The organism is Novosphingobium sp. KA1, from assembly GCF_017309955.1.
Taxonomy (GTDB): Bacteria; Pseudomonadota; Alphaproteobacteria; order Sphingomonadales; family Sphingomonadaceae; genus Novosphingobium.
This window is the reverse complement of record NZ_CP021247.1, coordinates 3454716-3475933: the sequence shown is the minus strand read 5'-3', so window position 1 is coordinate 3475933 and position 21218 is coordinate 3454716. Positions and strand designations below refer to the sequence as shown.

The 21218-nt window shown below is 66.2% G+C and carries 22 protein-coding genes and 1 pseudogene; 16 read left to right on the top strand and 7 right to left on the bottom strand.

The window, feature by feature from the left end; all coding sequences use genetic code 11:
* Positions 1 to 333: a 2Fe-2S iron-sulfur cluster-binding protein gene (locus tag CA833_RS16710; protein WP_142633251.1), complete on the top strand. Its 333-nt coding sequence runs from the start codon at positions 1 to 3 to the stop codon at positions 331 to 333.
* 91 nt (positions 334 to 424) lie between these two features.
* Positions 425 to 2719, top strand: coding sequence for a DNA topoisomerase IV subunit A (gene parC / locus CA833_RS16705; protein ID WP_142633253.1), 2295 nt, complete (start codon positions 425 to 427; stop codon positions 2717 to 2719).
* Positions 2720 to 2886: 167 nt separating this feature from the next.
* Here parC and CA833_RS16700 read toward each other — a convergent pair whose 3' ends face one another.
* From CA833_RS16700 to CA833_RS16675, 6 genes are all read right to left on the bottom strand, one after another.
* Positions 2887 to 3531, bottom strand: a complete 645-nt coding sequence (locus tag CA833_RS16700) for a TIGR02281 family clan AA aspartic protease (RefSeq protein WP_207078682.1) — start codon at positions 3529 to 3531, stop codon at positions 2887 to 2889.
* Positions 3528 to 4712 (bottom strand): CCA tRNA nucleotidyltransferase, encoded by a 1185-nt coding sequence (locus CA833_RS16695; protein ID WP_207078681.1) that lies wholly within the window; start codon positions 4710 to 4712, stop codon positions 3528 to 3530. The genes CA833_RS16700 and CA833_RS16695 overlap by 4 nt, the downstream gene beginning before the upstream one ends.
* On the bottom strand, positions 4705 to 5298 hold the full coding sequence (locus tag CA833_RS16690; protein ID WP_207078680.1) for a CoA pyrophosphatase: 594 nt from the start codon (positions 5296 to 5298) through the stop codon (positions 4705 to 4707). The genes CA833_RS16695 and CA833_RS16690 overlap by 8 nt, the downstream gene beginning before the upstream one ends.
* Complete coding sequence (locus CA833_RS16685; protein ID WP_142633261.1) at positions 5295 to 5840, bottom strand: DUF1285 domain-containing protein; 546 nt, start codon at positions 5838 to 5840, stop codon at positions 5295 to 5297. Before CA833_RS16685 ends, CA833_RS16690 begins: the two co-directional genes overlap by 4 nt.
* A gap of 120 nt (positions 5841 to 5960) precedes the next feature.
* Positions 5961 to 6488 (bottom strand): GNAT family N-acetyltransferase, encoded by a 528-nt coding sequence (locus tag CA833_RS16680; protein WP_142633263.1) that lies wholly within the window; start codon positions 6486 to 6488, stop codon positions 5961 to 5963.
* 73 nt (positions 6489 to 6561) lie between these two features.
* Positions 6562 to 7755 carry a PQQ-dependent sugar dehydrogenase gene (locus tag CA833_RS16675; RefSeq protein ID WP_242526159.1) on the bottom strand — a complete coding sequence of 398 codons (1194 nt, stop codon included), beginning with the start codon at positions 7753 to 7755 and terminating at the stop codon, positions 6562 to 6564.
* On the opposite strand from CA833_RS16675, the gene CA833_RS16670 reads away from it, so the two are divergent.
* The 5 genes from CA833_RS16670 (at position 7748) to CA833_RS16650 (ending at position 12525) form a co-directional block, all read left to right on the top strand.
* A complete protein-coding gene (locus tag CA833_RS16670) occupies positions 7748 to 8377 on the top strand; it encodes a ribonuclease HII (protein ID WP_242526158.1) in 630 nt (209 codons plus the stop codon). The genes CA833_RS16675 and CA833_RS16670 overlap by 8 nt on opposite strands.
* Entirely contained in the window at positions 8374 to 9279 is a 906-nt protein-coding gene (locus CA833_RS16665) for an oxidoreductase (RefSeq protein WP_207078678.1), read from the top strand. The genes CA833_RS16670 and CA833_RS16665 overlap by 4 nt, the downstream gene beginning before the upstream one ends.
* A 294-nt stretch (positions 9280 to 9573) precedes the next feature.
* Entirely contained in the window at positions 9574 to 10707 is a 1134-nt protein-coding gene (locus CA833_RS16660) for a site-specific DNA-methyltransferase (RefSeq protein WP_142633270.1), read from the top strand.
* Positions 10708 to 10835: 128 nt separating this feature from the next.
* A complete protein-coding gene (folP, locus tag CA833_RS16655) occupies positions 10836 to 11963 on the top strand; it encodes a dihydropteroate synthase (protein WP_207078677.1) in 1128 nt (375 codons plus the stop codon).
* Positions 11964 to 12171: 208 nt separating this feature from the next.
* A complete protein-coding gene (locus CA833_RS16650; protein ID WP_207078676.1) occupies positions 12172 to 12525 on the top strand; it encodes a hypothetical protein in 354 nt (117 codons plus the stop codon).
* A 193-nt stretch (positions 12526 to 12718) separates the two neighbouring features.
* Here the strand turns inward: CA833_RS16650 and CA833_RS16645 are convergent, their stop codons facing one another.
* Positions 12719 to 14143, bottom strand: a complete 1425-nt coding sequence (locus CA833_RS16645) for a sigma-54 dependent transcriptional regulator (protein WP_142633276.1) — start codon at positions 14141 to 14143, stop codon at positions 12719 to 12721.
* A 289-nt stretch (positions 14144 to 14432) separates the two neighbouring features.
* On the opposite strand from CA833_RS16645, the gene CA833_RS16640 reads away from it, so the two are divergent.
* The 9 genes and pseudogenes from CA833_RS16640 to CA833_RS16600 all read left to right on the top strand — a co-directional run bounded on the left by CA833_RS16640 (position 14433) and on the right by CA833_RS16600 (position 21211).
* Positions 14433 to 14558: an aa3-type cytochrome c oxidase subunit IV gene (locus CA833_RS16640; RefSeq protein WP_142633277.1), complete on the top strand. Its 126-nt coding sequence runs from the start codon at positions 14433 to 14435 to the stop codon at positions 14556 to 14558.
* A gap of 8 nt (positions 14559 to 14566) precedes the next feature.
* Positions 14567 to 15697: an NAD(P) transhydrogenase subunit alpha gene (locus CA833_RS16635; RefSeq protein ID WP_207078675.1), complete on the top strand. Its 1131-nt coding sequence runs from the start codon at positions 14567 to 14569 to the stop codon at positions 15695 to 15697.
* 29 nt (positions 15698 to 15726) lie between these two features.
* Entirely contained in the window at positions 15727 to 16326 is a 600-nt protein-coding gene (locus CA833_RS16630) for a hypothetical protein (protein ID WP_207078674.1), read from the top strand.
* Between the two features lie 2 nt (positions 16327 to 16328).
* On the top strand, positions 16329 to 16631 hold the full coding sequence (locus CA833_RS16625) for an NAD(P) transhydrogenase subunit alpha (RefSeq protein ID WP_142633283.1): 303 nt from the start codon (positions 16329 to 16331) through the stop codon (positions 16629 to 16631).
* Positions 16631 to 18088: an NAD(P)(+) transhydrogenase (Re/Si-specific) subunit beta gene (locus tag CA833_RS16620; protein WP_207080148.1), complete on the top strand. Its 1458-nt coding sequence runs from the start codon at positions 16631 to 16633 to the stop codon at positions 18086 to 18088. The genes CA833_RS16625 and CA833_RS16620 overlap by 1 nt, the downstream gene beginning before the upstream one ends.
* A 23-nt stretch (positions 18089 to 18111) precedes the next feature.
* On the top strand, positions 18112 to 18426 hold the full coding sequence (locus CA833_RS16615) for a hypothetical protein (protein ID WP_142633287.1): 315 nt from the start codon (positions 18112 to 18114) through the stop codon (positions 18424 to 18426).
* Between the two features lie 314 nt (positions 18427 to 18740).
* Positions 18741 to 19107 (top strand): annotated as a pseudogene (locus CA833_RS16610) (HD domain-containing protein); the annotation flags it as partial.
* Between the two features lie 258 nt (positions 19108 to 19365).
* Positions 19366 to 20526 carry a deoxyguanosinetriphosphate triphosphohydrolase gene (locus CA833_RS16605; RefSeq protein WP_142633289.1) on the top strand — a complete coding sequence of 387 codons (1161 nt, stop codon included), beginning with the start codon at positions 19366 to 19368 and terminating at the stop codon, positions 20524 to 20526.
* Complete coding sequence (locus CA833_RS16600; protein ID WP_207078671.1) at positions 20519 to 21211, top strand: NAD(P)H-binding protein; 693 nt, start codon at positions 20519 to 20521, stop codon at positions 21209 to 21211. Before CA833_RS16605 ends, CA833_RS16600 begins: the two co-directional genes overlap by 8 nt.
* Positions 21212 to 21218: the final 7 nt, after the last annotated feature.

The following is a 21218-nucleotide window of genomic DNA, read 5'->3' as shown; positions in this document are numbered from 1 at the left end:
TTGTTGAACGTCAGATTTGTTACCGCCGAAGGAGCCTCCGTCACGGCCGAGGCCGAACCGGGCACGCGCCTGCTTGCGCTTGCGCAGCGCTGCGGCATGCCGCTTGAGGGAACCTGCGAGGGGCAGATGGCCTGTTCCACCTGTCACGTGATCGTCTCGCCCGACTGGTTCGACGTTCTGGAGCCTGCCTCCAACGACGAGGAAGACATGCTGGACCTTGCCGCCGGCGTCACCCGCACCAGCCGCCTTGCCTGCCAGATCGAACTGACGGACGCGCTCGACGGCCTTGAAGTGCGCATCCCCGGCCTCTCGCGGGACATGCAGATCGGCTGATCGCGATAAATCGGAACGAATCGGGAAACCAAGCTCTGGAAAACGCTGGAATCCGACTTGGCACCGGGCGGGGCGCTGCTAGGTTCCGCGCATGGTGACCACGACCGACGAAGACTCCGATCCGTTCGACGCCATTGTCGACGCGCCTTTCGATGCCGCGCTCTCGCAGCGCTACCTCGTCTATGCGCTCTCGACGATCACGGCGCGCTCGCTGCCGGACTTGCGCGACGGGATGAAGCCGGTGCACCGCCGCCTGCTCTGGGCGATGCGGCAGCTCAAGCTCGATCCCGCCAGTGCCTACAAGAAGTCGGCCCGCGTCGTCGGCGACGTCATCGGCAAATACCACCCGCATGGCGACGCCTCAGTCTACGATGCGATGGTCCGCCTCGCGCAGGACTTCTCGCTGCGCTATCCGCTGGTGCAGGGGCAGGGCAACTTCGGCAATATCGACGGCGATAACGCCGCCGCCTACCGCTATACCGAAGCGCGCCTGACACGCACGGCGATCCACCTGATGGCGGGGCTGGACGAAGGCACCGTCGATTTCGTTCCCACCTACAACGGCGAAGAGAGCGAGCCGGACATCTTCCCCGGCATGTTCCCGAACCTGCTGGCGAACGGCTCGACCGGCATCGCCGTGGGCATGGCCACCTCGATCCCCAGCCACAACGTCGCCGAGATCATCGATGCGACGATGATGCTGATCGACAATCCCCAGGCCGAGCATGACCAGCTCATGCAGGTGTTCCACGGCCCGGACTTCGCGACCGGCGGCCTGGTGGTCGACAGCCCCGAGGCGATCAGCCACGCCTACGAGACCGGCAAGGGCGCGTTCCGCGTGCGCGGCCGGTTCTCGACCGGAAAGGACGAGGCGGGCAACTGGGAAGAGACCGGGATCGAGAAGCTGGGCAGCGGCCAGTGGCAGCTGGTCATTTCCGAAATCCCCTACATGCTGCCCAAGGGCAAGCTGATCGAGCAGGTCGCCGCGCTGATCGGCGACAAGAAGCTGCCGATCCTCGAAGACATCCGCGACGAGAGCGACGAGCAGATCCGCATCGTCTTTGTGCCCAAGAGCCGCAACGTCGATCCCGAGATGCTGAAGGAGAGCCTCTACAAGCTCACCGATCTCGAAAGCCGCTTCTCGCTCAATCTCAACGTGCTGGATTCGCACCGCACGCCGGGGGTGATGGGCCTCAAGCTGCTGCTGTCCGAATGGGTCTACAGCCAGATCGACATCCTGCTGCGCCGCACCCGGCACCGGCTGGAAAAGATCGCCTCGCGGCTGGAGCTGGTTGCCGGCTACATCATCGCCTACCTCAACCTCGACCGGATCATCGAGATCATCCGCACCGAGGACGAGCCCAAGGCGGTGATGATGGCCGAGTTCGAGCTGACTGACCGTCAGGCCGAAGCCATCCTCAACATGCGCTTGCGTTCCTTGCGCAAGCTGGAGGAGATGGAGCTTCGCAAGGAGCATGAGGACCTGCTGAAGGAGCAGGACGAACTCAACAAGCTGCTCGAAAGCCCGGCCCGCCAGCGCACGCGCCTGAAGCGCGACCTGACCACGCTGCGCAAGGAATATGCCGAGGATACCGTGCTCGGCCGTCGCCGCACGACGATCGCGCAGGCCAGGCCGACGGTCGAGTTCAGCATGGACGCGATGATCGAGAAGGAGCCGGTGACGGTGATCCTCTCGGCGCGCGGCTGGGTGCGTGCGGCCAAGGGGCATGTGGCGCTGGACGGCGATTTCAAGTTCAAGGAAGGCGATGGCCCCGCTTTCGCCTTCCATGCGCAGACCACCGACAAGATCCTGATCGCGCTCGACAATGGGCGTTTCTACACGGTCGGCGCCGACAAGCTGCCGGGTGCGCGCGGGTTTGGCGAGCCGATCCGCACGATGGTCGACATCGATGCCGATGCGCACATCATCGCCGCGCTGGTCTACAAGCCGAAGTCGCAGATCCTGCTGGCCTCCAACATCGGGCGCGGCTTCGCGGTGGAAGCCGAGGACCTGCTTGCCGAAACCCGCAAGGGCCGTGCGGTGATGTCCACCAAGCCGGGCATCCACCTCAAGATCGTGCGCGAGATTCCGGCGGAGCACGATCACGTGGCCGTGGTGGGCGACAACCGCAAGCTGGTGATCTTCAGCCTCGAGGAACTGCCGCTGATGGCCAAGGGGCAGGGCGTCACGCTCCAGCGCTACCGCGACGGCGGGCTGTCGGACCTCATTACCCTCAGGCTGGAGGATGGTCTGTCCTGGACGATGGGCGGCGAGACCGGCCGCACGCGCAACGAGAAGGACATGGGCCTGTGGAAGGTCGCGCGCGGCGCGGCAGGCCGCCTGCCGCCGACCGGATTCCCGCGCGACAACAAGTTCCAGGGTTAGCTTTTGCGAGATTAAACTTCGTCGCCCCCGCGTAGGCGGGGACCCCGTTTTTCCTTCGCGGTTTGGCAGAAGGTAGCGGGGGCCCCGCCTGCGCGGGGGCGACGAGGTGTTTGTTGTGAGGGTGTGCGACGGCTCAGGCTACGCTCCCCTGCTTTAACCTTTCTTCTTCACCCGCCCGAAGCGGCAGCCTTGGGCACCAGGATCAGCTGGTTGTTCTCCACCCGCCACGATCCGAGCTGCGAGAGCAGGTTCATCCCGATCACATTGGTTTCCACCTCGTTGTCCGGCCCGATGGCGACCGGCAGCGCGTTCGCCTCGATGGAGCCGAAGCGCAGCGAGCCGGCGGTCGCCATGCGGGCGACGATCGTGCCGTTCGCGGTATCCAGCATCACGCCCTGATCGCCGTCGTCCGGCAGGATCCCGGCGCGCTGGGCGACGGATTGCGAGATGCCGGTATAGGTCGCGCCGGTATCGATGAGGAAGTTCACCGGCTGGCCGTTGAGCTGCGCTTCCACCCAGAAATGTCCGTCGGTGCGCAGTGGCAGCACGGTCTGCGCGCCTTGCACCGTGGCCGGGCGCAACTGGTCGAGCCAGAGCGCGGCGTCGGAGCGGTGGGCATTGCCGGCGAGGCTGGCCACGGTCAGCAGCAGTGCGGCGGTGAGGCCCAGATAGGAGGTATTGCGCAGCCCGTGGCTGAGGCGCGGGTAACGCACCGTCAGCATGCCCGCCAGGATCGAGACCAGGATCGCCGCGATGGTCAGCGCCATCAGCGGCTTCTGGTAGAGGAATTCGGATAGTTCGCCGAGATTCACGAGTTCTGCTCCGCCAGTTCGGCGTCGAGCAGGGCATCGACGCGGGCCGCCGCGGGGAAGCCTTCGGCGATCCAGCGCTCTTCCACGCGGCGCAGCAGGCGGGCGACTTGCGGCCCGGCGCTGACGCCGCGAGCGACGATCTGGCCGCCTTTCAGCGGAAACGCGGGGATCTGCCAGCCGGTGATCGATGCGGCGTCGGCCCCGGCGATCAGCAGCCGGTCGAGCGCGCCGTCCTGGCCGAGGCGGTAGGCGAGGGCGCGGGCTTCGCCGGGCTCGGCCTCGCGCGCGGCGGCGAGGGCCAGGCGCTTTTTCTGCGCGCCGGAGAGCCGAAAGCGCGAGGCGACCTGTTCGGCCAGCGGCACTTGCGCCGGCAGCAGCGCGGCAAGACGGCGCAGCGGATCGGGGCCGATGTCCTGTGCCTGCTCGGCAGCGACCAGCGCGGCAAGGGCAGCGGGATCGGCTTCGGGCAGGATGACGGCAAGCACGCCAAGCTCTGCCATGCGCGCCACGGTCGGCGCGGGATCGGGCAGGCCGAGGAGGTTCATCATCTCCATGCCCACACGCTCGCGGGACAGGCCCTTGAGCGTGGCGGCGAGTTCGGAGCAGGCGCGTTCGGCTTCCTCGTCTGCCGGTTGCGACCCGAACCGGGCCTGGAAGCGGAAGTAGCGCAGGATCCGCAAGTGATCCTCGCGGATGCGCTGGCGGGCGTCGCCGATGAAGCGCACGCGGCGCTCGGCAAGGTCGGCAAGGCCGCCGAAATAGTCGACGATTTCACCGCTCAGCGGATCGGCATAGAGTGCGTTGATCGTGAAGTCCCGGCGGGCGGCATCGTCGCGCCAGTCCTCGGCGAACTCCACGGTGGCACGGCGACCGTCGGTGGAAACGTCGTGGCGCAGGGTGGTGATCTCCACTGGCCCGCCGGGCAGCACGGCGGTGACGGTGCCGTGTTCGATGCCGGTCGGCACGCGGTGGATGTCGGCGCGCTTGAGGCGGATCATCACTTCGTCCGGTTCCAGCGTGGTGGCCATGTCGATGTCCTTCACCGGCAGGCCGAGCCGCGTGTCACGCACGGCGCCGCCGACGAAGCGGACGTTCTGCGCGCCCAGCGTGTCGACCAGCGCGGCGATGTCCTCCCGGTGCATCCATTCGGGTGCGATGCGGGCGGGCAAGTGTTCAGTCATTCCAGTCGAGCCTGCGGGAAAGGTTGTGAAGGATCGCCCCGGTCACGCCCCAGATGCGGTGGTCGTGCCAGTTGATCTCGACAAAGCGGTGGTGGCGGTTTTCCCACTCGACCGAGCAGTGCTGCTGGTTGGCGGGATCGAGGAGATAGCCCATCGGCGCCTCGAACCACTGCGCCACTTCGGCCGGGTTGGGGTGGATCGGCAGGTCGGCGGGGATCACCGCGAGGACCGGGGTGATTTCGTAGCCGCTGCCGGTGCGGTAGACGTCGCTGGTGCCCAGCACCTGCACGTCGCGCGGATGGATGCCCAGTTCCTCGTCCGCTTCGCGCAGCGCCGCTTCGATCGCGGTCTCGCCGTCATCCAGCCGGCCGCCGGGAAACGCGATCTGCCCTGGATGGGCGCGCATGGTGGAGGGGCGGTGGAGCAGCAGGGTGCCGGGTTTTTCCCGCTCGGTCAACGTGATGAGGACGGCGGCGGGCTTGAACTCCGGGATATTCTCGATGCGCGGATCGAGCCAGAGCTGTGGCGGGGCGTTCCTGTGGGCGGCCTCGAAACGCGGGCGCAGGCGGTCGAACAGCAGGCTCATGCCGGCACCAGATCGAACGTCGCGCCCTGGCTGGTTACCGACAGATCGCCGCCCGCGAACGCGATTTCGGCAAGCTGGCCATAAGTGCTGCGGTTGAGGCGGGCTTCGGTGCCGTTGCGCACGGAAAGGTAGATCGCCGGGGTTTCGGGATCGCCATGGCTGCGGATCGGGTGGTCGGGCCCGGCGATGACAAGATCGTCGGTGTTGAGGCGGAAAACCAGCGCATCGCCCTCGGCGCGCACGTCGGTGGCGATGAAGGCGGCGTCCTCGACTTCGATGGAAAGCTTTTCGGCGGGCGTGACCAGCCAGTGCCGGCCCTCATCGTCGCGCAGCAGCAGCGAGGCGAAGGCGCGGACCATCGCGGGACGGCGGATCTCACCGCCCTGATGGAACCAGCGGCCATCCGCCGCGATGCGCATTTCGCTGTCGCCGATGACCGCAGGCGACCACTGCGACACCGGCGGCAACTTGCGTGCGGCCATGAGTTCGGCCGCTTGCGAGAGCGTCAGCGCGTTCAGATCGGGCGGCACGTCATAAGGCATGGCTATCGCGATGCCAGATAGGGACGCCCGCGCCAAGGTCCAGCCCGCGATTTAACGCGGGCCGGTTGCTGTGGATCAGCGCAGGCCCAATCAGCGCAGGCCCAATTAGCGCAGGCCCAATTAGCGGAGCCAGGGCCCCAGCATGCCCTCACGCGGGAGGACGGCGGGATTTTCGCTGCGCACCAGCAGGCGGTGCTGCTCGAACGGGCCGGGCAGGCTCCAGCCGCCGGTGGCCTCGCTGGTGAAGCCCCAGCGCTCGTAGTACTCGGGATCGCCGATCAGCACTTGCGGCAGCGGCGCGCGGGCGTCGATCCCGGCGAGGCTGGCCGAGACCAGCGCCTTGCCGAAGCCCTGTCCCTGCAGTTCGGGCAGCACGGCGACCGGGCCGACCATGATCAGCGGATGGGCACGGCCTTCGCCATCGGTGAGTGCCACCGGCCAGCACTGGATCGAGCCGACCAGCATCTCGGCGCTGTCGAGCGCGGCGAAGGACAGGCCGGGCAGCCATTCGGTCCCCTCGCGTACCTTGTAGGCGGTGCGCGTGTGTCGCTCCGGCTCGAACGCACGGTCGAGCAGGGCTTCGACGAGCGCGGGATCGACATTGTCGAGCGGGATGAGCGTGGCGGTGTCGGGGATGGTTTCGGACATGGCGCGCGCCGATAGGATTGGCGCGCGCCTTTGTCGATTCAATTCGGCTAATGCGGGATTAGTGCGGTAGCGATCACGAGGGCGGCGTGAGATGCAGCAGGTGCCCGGAATCCGGCGCCGGGCCGTCTTCCAGCAGCCAGATCGATCCGTCGAGGCCCTGCTGGATCTCGCGGATGCGGTTGCCGAGCGGGTAGCGCGCTTCCTCGATCGCCTTCTCGCCGTCGATCCGCACGGTGACGAGGCCGGGTTCGGAGAACGAGGCGATCACGAACTTGCCCTTCCACTGCGGGAAGCGGTCGCCGGTATAGAAGATGAAGTCTCCCGGCGCGATCACCGGGTTCCAGCTGATCGCCGGCGCGGCAAGATCGGGACGGGTCTTGTGGCGCGGGATCGGCTTGCCGTCATAGTGGTCGCCGTCCGAAACCAGCGGCCAGCCATAGTTCTGCCCCGGCTTCACCAGGTTGATCTCGTCGCCGCCCGCAGGTCCATGCTCGAGATCCCAGAGCCGCCCCTTGTCGTCGAACACGAGGCCAAGGACATTGCGGTGGCCGTAGGACCAGATCTGGCTGGTCGGGGCGGATCTACCGGCAAAGGGGTTGCCCGGGGCGGGCGTGCCATCGGGCCGCAGGCGCACGATCTTGCCGAGATTGGTGCCAAGATCCTGAGCAGGCGTGAACTTCTGGCGCTCACCGGAACTGACGAAGAGGTACTGGCCATCGGGCGAGAAGGTCAGGCGGTGCGAATAGTGGCCTTCGCCGGAAACCTTGGGGGTCTGGCGCCAGATCACCTGAAGGCCCTGCAGCGCGCAGCTTGCCGGCTGCGGGCAGGAGAGGGTGGCCTTGCCGACGGCGGCGCCGCGCGTCTCGCCTTCGCCCGCCTCGGCCCAGCTGAGATAGACCACGCGGCCGTCCAGGGTCTTGGCCGGCGTCTTGCCGCTTTGCCCCGGTGCGAAGATCACGTCGCCAAGCCCGCCCTGTCCGCCGTAGGCGACCGTCGGTGCGCCGGAGACTTCGCCCAGGGTGCCGTCGGCCAGGCGCAGGCGGATCGCGCCCTTCTTCTCGGTGACGATCATGGCCCCGGTGGCCGCGTCGATGTCCATCGCCCAGGGCTCGTCGAACGCGGCGACCTGTTCCACCTTGAAGGGCGCCGCCTCGGTCGCGGCCGCCGAGGCCTTATCCCCCGAGCCTGCCGCACCGCAGCTTGCGAGGATGCAGGCGACGGGCGATACCGCAGCCAGGAACGATCTGGAGTTTTTCCGCTTGGTCACGTCGAGTAAATCCCTTGCCGCCAGCGCACCGGGCCGCCTGATCATCGGGGTGGATGAGGCAGGGCGTGGCCCTCTGGCAGGGCCGGTTGTGGCGGGCGCGGTCGTGCTGTGCAAGCCCCGGCCTGCGGGGCTGGACGATTCCAAGAAGCTTTCCGCCCGGCGCCGCGCCGAACTGGAAGAGGCGATCAAGCGCCGCTGCCGCTGGGCGGTGGGCGTGGTGGACGTGGAGGAGATCGACCGCCTCAACATCTTCGGCGCGACGATGCTGGCGATGACCCGCGCGGTCGCCGCGCTCTGCGCGCAATTGGGCGAGGAGCCGGACGAGGTCCTGATCGACGGCAACATGACCCCGCAGGGCCGCACGGCGGAGTGGCGCTGGAAGGCCCGCGCCATCGTTGGCGGCGACGCGGTGGAGCCGTGCATTTCGGCCGCCTCGATCATCGCCAAGGAACACCGCGACCGCATCATGCGCGATCTGGCGCTGGTGCATCCACACTACGGCTGGGAGCGCAATGCCGGCTACGGCACGGCCCAGCACCTCGAGGCGCTGCGCGTCCATGGGCCCACCATCCACCACCGCCGCAGCTTCGCGCCGGTCGCTCAACTGGAGATGATGTTGTGACGGGATTTACCGCGGCCGACGTGACCGGGCAGGCCGGCAAGTGCTTCCTTGTCAGCGGCGCCAATACCGGCCTCGGCTTCGAGGTGACAAGAGTGCTGGCCGCGCGCGGCGCCCGCGTGCTGCTGGCCTGCCGCAGCGAGGACAAGGCCCGGCTCGCCATGGAGCATATCCGCATGGAGGTGCCCGGCGCCAATCTCGCCTTCGTGCCGCTCGATCAGGCGGACCTTGCCAGCGTGCGCGAATGCGCAGGCATCGTGGCGCGGGACGAGCCCCGGCTCGATGTGCTGGTCAACAACGCCGGCGTCATGGTGCCGCCGCTGGAGCGGACCGTGCAGGGGCATGAACTGCAGTTCGGCGTGAACCACCTCGGCACGTTCGCGCTCACGGGGCTGCTGCTGCCCAAGCTCGCCGACGTTCAGGCTGGCCGCGTTGTCATTACCGCCAGCCTTGCCCACCGGCGCGGCAGGATCGACTGGGACGATCTCGACGCGCATCGCGGCTACAGCCGCTCCAAGCGCTATGGCGACAGCAAGCTGATGAACCTGCTGCACATGTACGAACTCGACCGGCGCCTGCGCGCGGCGGGTTCGCCGGTCACGGCCCTGGCCTGCCATCCGGGGGTGGCTTCCACCGAACTGGGACGCCACTCGCTGGCGTTCCGGGCGCTCTTCCCGATTGCGGGGTGGGTGCTCAACAGTGCCGAGGACGGCGCCTGGCCGACCTTGCAGGCGGCGACGGGGGCGGTCGACCCGGGGCAATATTACGGCCCGCAGCGTTTTGGCGAACTCTCCGGCCCCTCGGGCGTGGCCAGGCGCAGGGCTTCCGCCACCGATCCCGACGCGGCGCGGCGGCTCTGGGAGATCAGCGCGGCGATGACCGGGGTCGACTACGCGGGGATTTGAATCTCATCGCGCCCTGCCGGACTCGGCCAGGTTCAATGACGCAGCTGTGCATTTCGCGTGCGGCGGTGTTGATAAAAAAATTTGCCGGAATCGCGCGAGTCGCTGCCGAGTCGCGAACCCCAAGATGTTGAGTCAGGTGATTCCCTCATGACTCGATATCTTGTGTGGGATTCGTTTTGTTCCATAGTGCTGAACAGGTGAATCACTAGGGAATCCGGCGAGTCGCGGCTTGACGGTGAATCCCGAAAGACTCATTGGGGAGTCAATCCACAGTTCAAATTCCCCGGAGCAAACATGGGCCAGCTACTCGTCAAGCAGAAGATCCGCGCTCGCGCACCCGCGCCGACGCCGAAGGAACTGCTGCCCCTCGGCCAGATCATCCCGGGCGACTGCATCGAGGCGATGCGCACCATTCCCGACGCCAGCGTCGACATGGTCTTCGCCGACCCGCCCTACAACCTCCAGCTCGGCGGCGACCTGTCGCGTCCGGACGGCAGCCATGTGGACGCTGTCACCAACGACTGGGACAAGTTCTCCAGCTTCGCCGTCTACGACCAGTTCACCCGTGACTGGCTGACCGAGGCCCGCCGCGTGCTCAAGCCCGAGGGCTCGCTGTGGGTGATCGGTTCGTACCACAACATCTTCCGCCTCGGCGCGATCATGCAGGACATGGGCTTCTGGATCCTCAACGACATCGTGTGGCGCAAGGCCAACCCGATGCCGAACTTCAAGGGCACCCGCTTCACCAATGCCCATGAAACGCTGATCTGGGCCTCGATGGGCGAGAAGTCGAAGTACACCTTCAACTACCGCGCGATGAAGACGCTGAACGACGAGCTGCAGATGCGTTCGGACTGGGTCCTGCCGATCTGCAACGGTGCCGAGCGCCTCAAGAAGGGCGGCCGCAAGGTTCACCCGACCCAGAAGCCCGAGGCGCTGCTCTACCGCGTGATGCTGGCCACCACCAACGAGGGCGACGTCGTGCTCGACCCGTTCTTCGGCACCGGCACCACCGGCGCCGTCGCCAAGCGCCTCGGCCGCGAGTGGATCGGCTGCGAGCGTGAGGGTGACTACCGCGAAGCCGCGCTGGAGCGCATCGAGATGGCGCTGCCGCTCGACGAGCGTGCCCTGAAGACCATGCAGTCGAAGCGCACCGCGCCCAAGGTGGCGTTCGGCACGCTGATCGAGACCGGCTGGATCGCCCCCGGCACGGTGCTTTCGGACAAGAAGAACCGCTTCCGCGCTGTGGTGCGCGCCGATGGTTCGCTGGCCGCGGACAAGGTGACCGGCTCGATCCACGGCCTTGGCAAGGAACTCCAGGGCGCGCCTTCGTGCAACGGCTGGACGTTCTGGCACCTCGAGCATGAAGGTCAGGTCAAGCCGATCGACGCGATCCGCCAGCTTTACATTCTGGCCACCGAGCCCTGAGGCTTCTGAACCGCCCTTCGAGACCGATCGAAGGGCGGTTCATTCTTAGCGAGAGGTGATTGGGCAAAATACGGGGTGGGCCCCGAAACCTGTTCTGCGTGGCCCGCGCAAAGGCTAAGGGCCGCTCCATGACTCGCCAGATCTACATCCAGCCCATCGCCTTCGCCCAAAGCCCGCAGTGCGAGGACGGCGAGGCCGTCCGTCTCGCCGGTTCGCTGGTCTGGGCCAGCCGCTTCGCGCTGATCGTGCGGGAAAACGGCAAGGTGGTCTCGCGCGACCGGCTGGGCGCGGCCGATGTGCCCGCTGCGCTGGCTGCGCTGCCGGCCGATCTGGCGGCTGCGGCCGAGACACAGTGGGCAAACTTCAAGAAGATCCACCCACCGCTCCAGCTGAAGCTGGCAGGCGGCGGTGCGCGCACGATCCGCCTCGAACAGCCGCAAGTCGCCGGCATCCTCAACATGACGCCGGACAGTTTCTCGGACGGCGGCGCGTTCCTCGACAAGCCCGATGTCGCCTCCGGTCATGCCGCCGCCATGCTCGAAGCGGGCGCGGCGATGATCGACCTCGGCGGCGAATCCACCCGTCCTGGCGCCGGCGCGGTGTGGGAAGGCGATGAGATCAGGCGCGTGGTGCCGATGGTCGAGCAGCTTGTCGCCATGGGGGCTGCAATCAGTGTCGACACCCGCCGACCGGCGGTGATGGAAGCCACGCTGGCAGCGGGCGCGCATATCATCAACGACGTCTCGGCCTTGCGCTACGATCCGCGCAGCGTCGAACTCGCGGCGGCATCGGGCGCGCCGGTGGTGCTGATGCATGCGCCGGGCAAGGCGGACGACCTCCATTCCAACGGCACTTACGCCGACGTGGTGCTGGACGTCTACGACTGGCTCGAACGGCGCCGGGACGAGTGCCTGGCCGCGGGCATCCGGCCCGAGAACATCATGCTCGACCCCGGCGTCGGCTTCGGCAAGACCCTGGCCGAGAACCTCGCGCTGATGAACGGCCTCGCGATCTTCCACGGCCTTGGCCATCCGCTTTACGTCGGTGCCAGCCGCAAGCGCATGATCGGCGCGCTTTCCAACGAGGCGCCCGCGCATGACCGGCTCGGCGGCTCGCTGATGCTGGCGATCAGGGCGATGGATGCGGGCGCGCATATCCTGCGTGTCCACGATGTGCGCGAGACGGTGCAGGCGGTCCACGTCTGGCGCGGCCTGCGCGACGCCGCACTGACCGATTTCGGCCAGCTCCCGCGCTGATTTCTGCGACAAAACTGGCTGGCGGATGAACCCGGGATTGCCCCCGGATGAATGCGCGCGCCTGTTGTGTCGCCTGGTGACCGCATGGCCGCGTCCGGTTTCGGATCGTCCGCCCGGCGCCCCGGTTCGTCTCTCCGGCTTGAGCAAAATCGTGTTTCGGCTCGTTTCTCCATCGAACCGACCACACGAAGCCAAGGGAGAAGTCCCCATGAAGAAGACGATTTTCCGCACCGCACTGGTTGCGATGGCCCTCGTTCCCGCCGGTGCCGCGATCGCCGTGCCGACGATGTACGAAAAGGAAGTGGCGCGCGGCGAGGAAGCCCGTATCATCCAGAGCCCGATCGGCGGGATCCAGAACAGCAAGTGGTATGACTATCGCATCAACGTGAACGAGAGCCGCAAGGAACTCGCCAGCGATCTGCGCCGCGCCAGCGACATCGAGGACCAGCGCGATGCCTACAGCGAATATGCCACCGAGCTTTCGCATGAGCGCGGCAAGTACGTGAAGTACATGGCCAAGCGCGGCTACCGCGTGCCGCAGGTCTATCTCGAAGCGCTGTAATCTCAGCCTGCGCTAGGCTTGACTGATCGCAGGTTGGTCAAGCCCGCGCGGCGCCTTAGCGTTCCAGGCGGCTGATGCCTCTGCATCACCGCAGCCTGGTATGGCGCCTGCAATCCCCTTGGGGGCAGCCCCGCAAGGGGCGGCGGCCTCGGAGCTACGGCTCCGGGGCCGCCTATCGTTATGCCGCCTATCGTTAGGCCGCGTTGTCGATGCCGAGTTCGCTGAGCTTGCGATAGAGCGTGGACCGGCCGATCCCGAGCCGGCGCGCGACTTCGGTCATGCGTCCGCGATACAGGCCGATGGCGAGACGGATCACGTCCGCCTCGATATCCTCCAGCGGGCGCAAGTGGCCGTCCGGCGTGTAGAGCATGACGCCCGAGCTTTCCTGGCGCGGATTGGCCGCCACGCTCGACGAATCGGTGCCGAGGATGCTGAGAAGCTGGGGGAAATCGTCCGAAGTCAGCGCATCGCCGTCGCAGAATACCGCCGCGCGGAACAGTACGGCCTGGAGCTGGCGGACGTTGCCCGGCCAGTCATAGGCGGCAAGCAGCGAGAGGGCGCCGTCGGTGATGCCCAGTTCCCTGAGGCCCGGCTGCTCGCCGATGCGGGCGAGGAAAAAGCGGGTGAGGGCGGGGATGTCGCCCGTCCGCTCGCGCAGCGGCGGCAGCTCGACCTTGGTGGGCGAGAGCAGTTCCAGCAGGTCCGGCAGGAATTCGCCGACATCGACAAGGTCCTGCAAGGGCATGTTGCTGGCGGCAATGACCCGCACGTCGACCCGGAACGAATGGCGCGCGCCGATCGGGCGCACGTCGTTCTTGCGCAGCGATTCCAGCAGGCGTTCCTGGACGCTGAGGGGAAGGCGGTCCACCTCGTCGAGCGCGATGGTGGCGCCGTCGCAATGCTGCATGGCGCCGATCTGCCGTTCGAACGCGCCGGGAAAGGCGCCTTTTTCGTGGCCGAACAGGTTGGATTCGATCGAGTTGGCGGCCAGTCCGGCGATATTGACGATCCGCAGAGGCGACTTGGCGCGGGGGCTGGCGGCGTGGATCGCGCGAATCAGCACTTCCTTACCGGTGCCGCTTTCGCCTTCGATCAGCACGTGGCCGTGCCCGCGCGCGGCCTTGGCGGCGACCGCCAGCGCCTTGCGGAAATTGGGCGAGGCCCCGATCATCGATTCGAAATCGGGGGTGGAGGGCATCTTCTCGGTCAGCGGCGCCAGTTCGTCGCGCGGGGCTTCGCGCGTGGTGGCCGAGCGCAGCGCGTGCATCAGCCGGTCCGGCGCGATGGGCTTGACCAGATAGTCGGTCGCGCCCGCGCGCATCGCCTCCACCGCCAGCAGCGGCGAGGTATTGGCGGTGAGCATCAGGATCGGCAATGCCGGGCGGCGCACCTTGAGTTCGGCGATCAGCGCGCAGGCATCGTCGCCCGGTACCCATTGGTCGAGAACGATGGCGGAAAGCTGCATGCCCTGGCGGGTGCCGAGCGTGGCGATCGCGGTTTCGGGGTCACGGGCGATCAGCGTGCGCCAACCTTCCCGCGCCGCCAGCGCCGAGATGAGGCGGCTCTGCGCAGGTTCGTCGTCGATCAGCATGAGGAGGCGTTGTTCGGAATCCGCCATTTCTTACGCTTGTTCTTGCGCCCCCTTGTTGTGGTGCCAGAGACTTAGGTCAAACCGGTAAAGAGCAACTTAAGCCTGACGCCGCGTTCAGGGCTAGCCGATTGTTGAACCTTAAGGGAGTCTCCAGTCTCAAGTTCGATCCGAAATGGCATCAATCCGGCGCCATCGCGATGCCAAGGCCCTTGAGCCCGGCGCCCTGCAAGGTTAGACCATCGGCAATAACACAAGAATGACAACGCTTTTGAAAGCGGCGGACCTCGCCAAGGCGCGCAACAGGGGATTTCATCTGATGGCTTCCGGCACGGACATCAAGGCAGCTACCGAAACCTACAACAGCTTCATCAAGGCGACGGTCTGGGGCACGGCAGTCGTGCTGGTGATCGTTGTCCTCGTCGTCGGCCTGATCGCGTCCTGAGCCGCCCGGTGGCGGGCACGCGCTTCGCCGTCCTGAAAGAGCGGGCGGCGGGTGAAACGCGGGTTTCGGCTACGCCGGAGACCGTCAGGAAGCTCATCGCGCTTGGCGCAAGTGTCGCGGTGGAAACGGGCGCAGGGTTTGCGGCCAGCATCGGCGATGACGACTATGCGGCGGCCGGGGCCGAAGTCGGCCCGGCGGCGCAGGTGATTGCCGGCGCGGATGTGGTGTTTGGCGTGCAGGGCCCGGATCCCGCCTTGCTGTCCGGCGCGAAGGCTGGGGCATGGGTGGCGGCCGGGCTCGATCCCTTCGGGAACCGGGCGCGGGTGGATGCTTACGCCGCAGCCGGTATCGAGGCGCTGGCGATGGAATTCATGCCGCGCATCACCCGCGCGCAGTCGATGGACATCCTCTCCTCGCAATCGAACCTGGCGGGCTACAAGGCGGTGCTGGTCGCCGCCAATCTCTACGGCCGGGCCTTCCCGATGATGATGACGGCGGCCGGCACGGTCACGGCGGCCAAGTGTTTTGTTATGGGCGTGGGCGTTGCCGGATTGCAGGCGATCGCCACCGCCCGCCGCCTTGGCGCGCAAGTCTCGGCAACGGACGTGCGCTCGGCCACGAAAGAGCAGATCCTGTCGCTGGGCGCCAAGCCGATCTTTGTCGAAACCGTGGCGGGGATCGAGGGGGAGGGCTCCGGAGGCTATGCCACCGAAATGAGCGAGGAGTACCGGCAGGCACAGGCCGAGCTGGTTTCCGGGCACCTTGCCAAGCAGGACATTGTGGTGACGACGGCGCTCATTCCGGGCCGGGCGGCACCACGCCTCATCACCGACGCGCAGATCGCGACGATGAAGCCGGGCAGTGTGATCTATGATCTGGCAGTGTCGCAAGGCGGCAATGTCGAGGGTTCCGAGGCGGACCAGGTGGTGGTGCGCCACGGGGTGAAGATCGTCGGCTATTCGAACACGCCCGCGCATCTGCCCGCTGACGCTTCGGCGCTGTTCGCGCGCAACCTGTTCAATTTCATCTCGGCGTTCTGGGACAAGGAGCAGGGTAGGCCGGTACTTGACGAGGAGATCGGCAATGCCATCCGGCTGACGCGGGGCGGCAAGGTGGTGAACGAGAGGCTGTTGGGGTGAGGGCCATCGCTTTTGGACTCGCAATAGCGATGCTGGCTCTCCCGCAAAATGTCTGGCCGCAGGTCAAAACTGATACCGGATCGATCAGGTACCTATTTGAGACCCTTCTCGTCCCGGATGCAGGGGCTGAACGTTCGATAACCGTAGACAAATACGGCCCTTGGGTCGGCGGCAAAGCGGTTCCTGCGAAGGCCGTAGTGCTGGCGACCGATGTGCCGCTTCCCGAAACAGGGATCGTTCTGCGCAGCGGCACGGTCATGACGGCCGCAACCGCAGATCGTCTGATCGCATGTGCAAACCGCGCCCTTGTCAAGGCCGGCGTAGGGGGGATGGGGAAGTCGCCGATATGCCTTGTCGATCTGGATCAGGATGGCAGGCTCGACGGGTGGTTCAAGGGTAGCATCAACGCGCTAGAGCCTTGGGGATATTACGAAATTCGTTTTGGGCAGGGCATGCTGACTTGGTGCATCGGGCGGTCAGATGAGTGCAAGCAGGGGGCGCCCAAGATCAAATTGACCGATAGCGAGCAACTGACCGAGTTCATGGGTGGGGTGTTCGCCTATCGCAAGTTGGCCGACGGAAATCTGGCGGTTCGAATAGTTCGCGATCCTGGGGAGGGAAAATACTAGCCATGGACTTCGTCTCGATCCTCTCGATCTTCGTGCTGGCCTGCTTCGTGGGGTATTACGTCGTCTGGTCGGTGACGCCGGCGCTGCATACGCCGCTGATGGCGGTGACCAATGCGATCTCCTCGGTGATCGTCGTCGGCGCTCTTGTGGCGAGCGCGGCGCCGGGCTCGCCGCTATCGAAGTGGCTGGGGCTGGGCGCGGTCATGCTGGCCAGCATCAACATCTTTGGCGGTTTTGCCGTCACCGCGCGCATGCTGGCGATGTACAAGAAGAAGGACAAGCCGGCCTCCAGGGAGACGAAGTGATGGAGGCCCACGCGGTGAACCCCTGGGTGGCGGTCGCCTACCTGATCGCCGGTATCTGCTTCATCCTCGCACTGCGGGGGCTTTCCTCACCCGCGACCAGCCGCAGGGGTAACCGCTACGGCATGGCGGGCATGGCGATTGCCGTGGTGACGACGCTGCTGACGCACGTGCCCACCGTGACGGCGATCGGGACCGACTATAAAGTCCAGATCGACGGCTGGCGGTTTCTGGAGATTTTTGCCGCCATCGCGATCGGCGCGGTGATCGGCCTCACCACGGCGCGCAAGATCCAGATGACCGCGATGCCGCAGCTTGTGGCGGCGTTCCACTCGCTGGTCGGCCTGGCCGCGGTGCTGGTGGGCGTGGCGGCCTTTTACAATCCGGCGGCCTTCGGCATCCTGGAGGCGGGCGGGCTGGACATCCTCAAGGGAAGCCGGATCGAGATGGGGCTGGGCGTTGCCATCGGCGCGATCACGTTCTCGGGTTCGGTGATCGCCTTTGCCAAGCTCAACGGCAACATGAGCGGGGCGCCGATCCTGCTGCCCGCGCGCCACTCGATCAATCTGGCCGCGCTGCTGGCGATCATCGTGCTGGTCAGCCTGTTCCACGGCGATACGCCGCATCTGTTCTGGGGGATCGTGGCACTGAGCTTTGTCATCGGTTTCCTGCTGATCATCCCGATCGGCGGGGCGGACATGCCGGTGGTTGTCTCGATGCTCAATTCCTATTCGGGCTGGGCGGCGGCAGCGATGGGGTTCACGCTGCACAACACGGCAATGATCGTGACCGGCGCCTTGGTCGGCTCCTCCGGCGCGATCCTCAGCTACATCATGTGCCGGGCGATGAACCGCAGCTTCATCTCGGTGATCGCCGGCGGGTTCGGCGCCGAGAACGCGGCGGGCGGCGGCGAGGCAAGGGAGCAGCGCCCGTGGAAGCGCGGATCGGCGGAAGACGCGGCTTTCCTGATGCAGGAGGCGGAGAACGTCATCATCATTCCCGGCTATGGCATGGCCGTGGCGCAGGCGCAGCATGTGCTGCGCGAGATGGCGGATCTCCTGAAGAAGCACGGCGTCAACGTGAAGTACGCGATCCACCCGGTCGCCGGGCGCATGCCGGGGCACATGAACGTGCTGCTGGCCGAAGCCAGCGTGCCCTATGACGAGGTCTTCGAACTGGAGGACATCAACGGCGAGTTCGCCCAGTGCGACGTGGCCTTCATCATCGGCGCCAACGACGTGGTGAACCCGGCCGCACGTACCGACAAGTCCTCGCCGATCTACGGCATGCCGGTGTTCGACGTGGAGAAGGCCAAGACGATCTTTTTCGTCAAGCGCTCGATGGGCGGCGTGGGTTATGCCGGCGTCGACAACGACGTGTTCTACATGGACCAGACGATGATGCTGCTGGCCGACGCCAAGAAGATGGTCGAGGACATCAACAAGGCGCTGGCGGATTGAGGATGAGCCGCTAAGGGCGCGGCATGCGTATGTTGAAGCGAATCCTGTTGCTTGCGGGTCTTGTCGTGGTTCTGGTTGTCGGCGCGCATTTCTATGCGGCCTGGCGCCTGCATTCGGCACTGATCGAGAATGGCATGTCGAACCGTGTCGCCACTTGCATGACCAGGCGCATGATGAAGCGGCTGAACCTGATCCAGATCGTCAAGCTGCAGAAGCTGGAGGGCGACAAGCCCACGCTGGGCGCCTGGGTGCGTGCGGTGAAGTCGGTGGACGATAGCGAGGTGATCCTTGTCACCACGTCCTCGGCGGCGCTGTGCAAGACCGGTCTGGCCACGTGAAGCGGTTGCAAGTCAGGTGTTTCCCCCGCCACTCGAAATGCTCTAGGGCGGCGGGAAATTTCTAGGCCGTGAACTCATCAACGGCACCATCGAGGCGCTCAAATGGCGAACATATCGGACCGAAGCGTCCGCCGGGCGGGCTGGATGCCCGTCCAAGGCCGGTTCGGTTCGAGATGGAAGCCATTTGGACGCCCCTTCGGGGTTTGACCAAAATGGTCCATCGCTGCGTCAGGAAGCCTTGAAATATGGACATATTCCTACGCCTTCCTTCCTGGCGCTGAACCATTTTGCCTCAAACCTCGATGGTGCCGTTGATGAGTTCACGACCTAGCTCCAGGAAAGACCAAGGCTTGACCCTCGCTCCTTACGCATCCGATCCGGCTCGCACGCGCGGGCGCGAGTTCCTGACCGACGACAGCGGCACGCGCGGGCCGCGCAGCGCCTATCAGCGCGACCGTGACCGCATCATCCATTCGATCGCGTTCCGCCGCCTGCGCTACAAGACCCAGGTCTTCATCGCGCCCGACGGCGATCATTATCGCGTGCGCCTGACCCACAGCCTGGAAGTCGCCCAGATCGCGCGTGTCATCGCCCGCATCCTCGGGCTCGACGAGGATCTGAGCGAGGCGCTGGCGCTGGCGCACGATATCGGTCATCCGCCGTTCGGCCATGGCACCATCGAGGCGCTCAAATGGCGAACATATCGGACCGAAGCGTCCGCCGGGCGGGCTGGATGCCCGTCCAAGGCCGGTTCGGTTCGAGATGGAAGCCATTTGGACGCCCCTTCGGGGTTTGACCAAAATGGTCCATCGCTGCGTCAGGAAGCCTTGAAATATGGACATATTCCTACGCCTTCCTTCCTGGCGCTGAACCATTTTGCCTCAAACCTCGATGGTGCCGTTGATGAGTTCACGACCTAGCTCCAGGAAAGACCAAGGCTTGACCCTCGCTCCTTACGCATCCGATCCGGCTCGCACGCGCGGGCGCGAGTTCCTGACCGACGACAGCGGCACGCGCGGGCCGCGCAGCGCCTATCAGCGCGACCGTGACCGCATCATCCATTCGATCGCGTTCCGCCGCCTGCGCTACAAGACCCAGGTCTTCATCGCGCCCGACGGCGATCATTATCGCGTGCGCCTGACCCACAGCCTGGAAGTCGCCCAGATCGCGCGTGTCATCGCCCGCATCCTCGGGCTCGACGAGGATCTGAGCGAGGCGCTGGCGCTGGCGCACGATATCGGTCATCCGCCGTTCGGCCATGCGGGGGAGGAGGCGCTCGACGCCGCGCTCCACCAGGCGGGCGGGTTCGACCACAATGCCAATTGCCTGCGCACGCTGATGCGCATCGAGACGCCCTATTGCGAGCACGACGGGCTCAACCTGACGTGGGAGACCCTGGAAGGGCTGGCCAAGCACAACGGCCCGGTCACCGCGCCGAACTGGGCGCTGGGTGAGCTGGATGCGGCCTATAACCTCGAACTCGGCTCCTATGCCTCGCTGGAGGCGCAAGTGGCGGCGCTTTCCGACGACATTGCCTACGACAACCACGATATCGACGATGGCCTGCGCGCGGGGTTCCTCGATCTCGACGAACTGCTGGCGCATCCCTTTGTCGCCGCGCGCTGGCGCGAGGTGGAGCGGCGCTTCCCGGGCGTGGCGCGCAGCCGGCAACTGGCGGAGCTCATCCGCAGCCAGATCGGTTTTATGGTCAACGACCTGATCGCCCAGACCAGGGCCAACCTCATCGGCATCGAGAGCGTGCACGACGTGCGCACCGCGGGGCGTCAGCTGGTCACCTTCTCGCCGGACGTCGAGGAGGGGGAGCGGGCCTTCAAGCGCTTCATGTACGAGAAGCTCTATTACCACCCCGAACAGCTCGAAACCGCGCGCCGCGCGCGGGCGGTGATCGCCGAACTCTATGCCGCCTATTCGCAGGAGCCGGTGCTGATGGAGGAAAGCTGGATCGACGGCTTGCCGCGCCAAGAGCCGCAGCGCAGCCGCCATATCGCCGACTATATCGCCGGCATGACCGACCGCTACGCCATCGCCTGTCACGCGCGGATCTACGGATCGACGCCGGAGGGGCTGCGCAATGTCTGAAGCCGCAACGCCTGTACGGCGGCTTTGCCTCGTCGGGGCGAGCGGGCTGGTCGGGCAGGCGGTGATCGCCGGCAGCGTCGCGCGCGCCGATGTGCGTGTGGTCGGTGTTGCCCGGCGCGAGGTGCCCTTGCCGGAAGGTGCGCGAATGGAAGTGCTGGTGGGCGATAGCGACCAGTGGCCTGCGCTCATCGCCGCCGCCCGGGCCGAGGTGCTGGTCTGCGCGCTCGGCACCACGCGCAAGGCGGCGGGCAGTGACGAGGCGTTCCGGGCGGTCGATCACGACCTCGTGCTGGAGGTGGCGCATGCCGCCCGCGCCGCCGGGATCGCGCATTTCATCCTCGTCTCCTCGGTCGGCGCCGACCGGGCGAGCGGCAACCTCTACTTGCGCACCAAGGGCGACGTCGAGGATGCTGTCCACAAGCTGGGTTTCCGCCGCCTCGACATCCTGCGCCCCGGTCTGCTGCGCGGCCCGCGCCGCGAGAGCCGCCCGCTGGAAAGCCTGGCGCAAGTCTTGAACCCGCTCGCGGATGCCACCGTGCTGCATGGCCGGTTCTCGAAATTCCGCTCGATCACGGTACGCCGCCTTACCGAGGTGATCCTCGCGCTGAGCGCCGAGAAGACGCGCGGCCGCTTCATTCACGAGCACGCAGCGATGATGCGCGTGCTGGGCCGGGCGCAAAGATAGGTGGGAC

Bases quoted from the DNA above. Each gene is read 5' to 3' on its own strand.
- parC (WP_142633253.1), top strand. From the start codon at position 425: ATGGTGACCACGACCGACGAAGACTCCGATCCGTTCGACGCCATTGTC.
- CA833_RS16695 (WP_207078681.1), bottom strand. From the start codon at position 4,712: ATGACTGAACACTTGCCCGCCCGCATCGCACCCGAATGGATGCACCGG.
- CA833_RS16690 (WP_207078680.1), bottom strand. From the start codon at position 5,298: ATGAGCCTGCTGTTCGACCGCCTGCGCCCGCGTTTCGAGGCCGCCCAC.
- CA833_RS16685 (WP_142633261.1), bottom strand. From the start codon at position 5,840: ATGCCTTATGACGTGCCGCCCGATCTGAACGCGCTGACGCTCTCGCAA.
- CA833_RS16680 (WP_142633263.1), bottom strand. From the start codon at position 6,488: ATGTCCGAAACCATCCCCGACACCGCCACGCTCATCCCGCTCGACAAT.
- CA833_RS16660 (WP_142633270.1), top strand. From the start codon at position 9,574: ATGGGCCAGCTACTCGTCAAGCAGAAGATCCGCGCTCGCGCACCCGCG.
- folP (WP_207078677.1), top strand. From the start codon at position 10,836: ATGACTCGCCAGATCTACATCCAGCCCATCGCCTTCGCCCAAAGCCCG.
- CA833_RS16650 (WP_207078676.1), top strand. From the start codon at position 12,172: ATGAAGAAGACGATTTTCCGCACCGCACTGGTTGCGATGGCCCTCGTT.
- CA833_RS16645 (WP_142633276.1), bottom strand. From the start codon at position 14,143: ATGGCGGATTCCGAACAACGCCTCCTCATGCTGATCGACGACGAACCT.
- CA833_RS16640 (WP_142633277.1), top strand. From the start codon at position 14,433: ATGGCTTCCGGCACGGACATCAAGGCAGCTACCGAAACCTACAACAGC.
- CA833_RS16630 (WP_207078674.1), top strand. From the start codon at position 15,727: ATGCTGGCTCTCCCGCAAAATGTCTGGCCGCAGGTCAAAACTGATACC.
- CA833_RS16625 (WP_142633283.1), top strand. From the start codon at position 16,329: ATGGACTTCGTCTCGATCCTCTCGATCTTCGTGCTGGCCTGCTTCGTG.
- CA833_RS16620 (WP_207080148.1), top strand. From the start codon at position 16,631: ATGGAGGCCCACGCGGTGAACCCCTGGGTGGCGGTCGCCTACCTGATC.
- CA833_RS16615 (WP_142633287.1), top strand. From the start codon at position 18,112: ATGCGTATGTTGAAGCGAATCCTGTTGCTTGCGGGTCTTGTCGTGGTT.
- CA833_RS16600 (WP_207078671.1), top strand. From the start codon at position 20,519: ATGTCTGAAGCCGCAACGCCTGTACGGCGGCTTTGCCTCGTCGGGGCG.